Origin of the sequence: Nocardia sp. CC201C, from assembly GCF_030010695.1 — a bacterium.
GTDB classification, from domain to species: Bacteria; Actinomycetota; Actinomycetes; order Mycobacteriales; family Mycobacteriaceae; genus Nocardia; species Nocardia otitidiscaviarum.
Genome location: NZ_JASCXP010000646.1, coordinates 1 through 2,592, shown reverse-complemented (window position 1 = coordinate 2,592; position 2,592 = coordinate 1). Strand labels below are relative to the sequence as shown.

3 protein-coding genes are annotated in these 2,592 nt (G+C 67.1%); 2 read left to right on the top strand and 1 reads right to left on the bottom strand.

The annotated features are described in order from the left end of the window. Both QK444_RS35440 and QK444_RS35435 read left to right on the top strand, forming a co-directional pair. On the top strand, positions 1–867 hold an 867-nt coding region (locus QK444_RS35440; RefSeq protein ID WP_282786377.1), incomplete at its 5' end, for an ATP-binding cassette domain-containing protein. A 308-nt stretch (positions 868–1,175) separates the two neighbouring features. After that, positions 1,176–1,778, top strand: coding sequence for a Uma2 family endonuclease (locus tag QK444_RS35435; RefSeq protein WP_282786375.1), 603 nt, complete (start codon positions 1,176–1,178; stop codon positions 1,776–1,778). 9 nt (positions 1,779–1,787) lie between these two features. Here QK444_RS35435 and QK444_RS35430 read toward each other — a convergent pair whose 3' ends face one another. Next, positions 1,788–2,441, bottom strand: coding sequence for an FABP family protein (locus tag QK444_RS35430; protein ID WP_282786378.1), 654 nt, complete (start codon positions 2,439–2,441; stop codon positions 1,788–1,790). Between the last annotated feature and the right edge of the window lie 151 nt (positions 2,442–2,592).

Below are 2,592 nucleotides of genomic sequence, written 5' to 3'. Positions count from 1 at the left end.
CGCAGTGCGTGGGCGGCCGCGGCGACACCGCTGTCGATCGGCGTGAGCGTACTGGGCGCGCTGCTCATCGGGATCGTGTTGTACGGCACCGGAACCGGCCCGCCGCCCGCCGGATTCCAGACGGTCGAGCCGGGTGGGATCTCGCCCATGGCGCTCACCGTGCTCGTACTGGTGCCGCTGTCGGCCTTCGAAGCGGTCGGGGTGCTGCCCGCCGCCGCGCAGGCGCTCACCAACGGGCGGGCGGCGCTGCGCCGCATCGGCCGGTTCGAGCGCGGCGAATCCGCAGCTGTGCGAACGGATCTGCCGGAACTGCCGGACGGGTATCGCATCGCGGTGGTCGGCCCGAGCGGTGCGGGCAAGACCACGCTGCTCATGGCGTGGGCGGGCCTGTTCGACACCCCGCGCCCCGGCGTCACCTTCTTCGCCGAGGACGCGCACCTGTTCGGCACCACCGTGCTGGAGAATCTGCGGGTGGCGCGCGGCGACATCACCGGGCAGGAGGCCGAAAGCGCCCTGCGCGCGGTCGGAGCCGGTGCGTGGCTCGACTCCCTGCCCGACGGCGTGCACACCGAACTGGTCGGCGGCGCGGCCGCGGTATCCGGTGGTCAACGCCGCCGCATCCTGCTCGCGCGCGCCCTGCTCGCCCCCGCCCGCGTCCTGCTGCTGGACGAGCCCACCGAACACCTGGAGGCCGCCGCGGGCGCGGATCTGCAACGCCGCCTGCTGGACCGCACCAGCGGCCTGGTCGGCCCCGACCGCGTCGTCGTGGTGGTCACCCATCAGCTCCCACCCGATCACCGTGCCGACACCGTGGTGCGGGTGGCCGCCGACGGCGCCGTGGCAATAGACCGGTTTATTCCCTACTGACCTGCGTTTTCGCCGTCCGAGAAAATACATTGCCGCCACCGCGCACCCCCACTAGATTCATCGGTACACGGGAAAGGAGGTGGTTCGAGAAATGGTTATTTCTAGGACGCGTGAGGTGGCTGCCAGCTAGGCGCTACCGCTGCAGATGGATTCCGTTCGCGCGAGCGCCTCGCGAATCCCAGGCAGTCACCCGGCCCCCGAGTCCCGATCCGTCCGATCGGATCCGCGTGAACGTTGCATCCGCGGATATGGCTCGGGGGCCGTACCTTTCCGGCGCGTCTTCTCTGACCAGGGACTACTCTGAGGACATGACCGTCGAACCGGTTCCCGAATCCGAACCAGTTCCTGACTGGCTCATTCCACCGAAAGAAGGGTTCACCGTCGACGTTTTCCTACGGCTGCGTGACTTGCCGCGGCACACGGAACTCATCGACGGGAGCCTGATCTTTGTGAGTCCGCAGCAGAAGTGGCACAGGCGTGCCATCGATCTGTTCAGATCGGAACTGCAACGACAGGCCCCCGCGCATCTACACGCGGACCGCGAGATGTCGGTCAAGCTGGGGAAGCGGCAGATGCCCGAACCGGATGTCCTCGTGGTCACGCAGGAGGCGTATGACCGTGAAGCACCGGCCACGTACTACTTCGCGGAGGATGTGGTGCTCGCCCTCGAGGTAGTGTCTCCGGATTCGGAGGACCGGGATCGAGAGACGAAGCCTTTCAAGTACGCCAAGGCGGGCATCCCGTACTACTGGCGGGTAGAGCGTCGTGATGGCGATGCCGTCGTCTATGCGTATGAACTCGACCCCGCGACAAGCCGCTACTGCCCGACCGGGATTTTCCACGACCGCATCCACATGTCGGTCCCGTTTCCGTTGGAGATCGAACTGACGGCCATCGACAGGCTCGATTAGTTCATCTGGTCAGCCGATATAGCGCTGGAGGCGGGCCGAGAGGCGGGGTTCCAGCGCGCCGTCGGCGGAGATGCGCTCCTCCACGTAGCCCAGGTCGCCGCCCTCGACGATGCCGTAGAGGCGCTTGGCCCCGCCGACCACGATGCCGGACTGGCTGCGGATCACCACGTCGGTGGCGAGTTCCCAGGACGACTGGGTGAGGGCCTGGCCGTAGAACAATTCCACGATGCCGGACGAGTGGGTGAGCAGCAGCTCCAGCACCTCGTCGTCGCCGTCGATGCCGACCCGCCAGAAACCGCTCTCGCGCAGGTCGGGGCCGCCGTAGGAGCCGTCCTCGGCGATGACCCAGGAGCGTGCTTCCCAGGTGAGGTAGTCGCCGCCGTCATGGGAGACCACGATCTGCTGGCCGAAGCGGTAGTCGCCGGTATCGGGGTCGTTGCCTTCACCTTCGCCGCGCCAGACGCCGACCAGCGGCAGCAGCGCGAGCATGGAGGAACTCAGGTCGGGACCCTGGCGCAGATTGGCCGTGTCCTCCGGCAGCGGGAGACCGGAGAGCGAGGGGATGTTCAGGCCGCCGGTCGACTTCGCCTTCTCGGCGGCATCGGCCACGGCTTGATCACCACTGCGCCGGGCAGTGGCGGATTCCGACGCGGAACCGTTCAACGCGCCATTGTCGGTGTTCTCGCTCGCCGACTCTGTCACGACTCGGTGAACAGCCGGTAGAGGACGTACAGACCGAACCACGCGATCAGCACGGAGACGAGAACCAGCAAAATCTCGAAGGCAAGCACCACGATTCCGGAGTCTAGTGGCA